Here is a 228-nt window from a genome sequence, read left to right on the forward strand (position 1 = left end):
GTCTTTGATAGACCCTGCATTGCTAAGCTCCTTGAGTAGTTCAAGACTGTACTTGAGTGAGCGCATGTGTTTTCTTGATTTGTGCTTCTTTTTCTCCCGCTCTAGGAATTGGCTTATTTCTTGAGCTAGTGTGAGCTCTTCTTTTTCCTTCTCACTACGCAGCTTTGCGAATCCTATTTGACTCTTCAAATCATGAACTGAAAGGGCTGTTTTGACTTGCTTTGATAC

1 protein-coding gene is annotated in these 228 nt (G+C 41.7%); it reads right to left on the minus strand.

Annotated elements, in window-relative coordinates:
* The coding region (locus tag AB4512_RS25095) for a hypothetical protein (protein WP_372176169.1) at positions 1 to 228 on the minus strand (228 nt) is incomplete at both ends.

This window comes from Vibrio sp. 10N.222.52.B7, from assembly GCF_041474275.1.
GTDB lineage: Bacteria > Pseudomonadota > Gammaproteobacteria > Enterobacterales > Vibrionaceae > Vibrio > Vibrio crassostreae_C.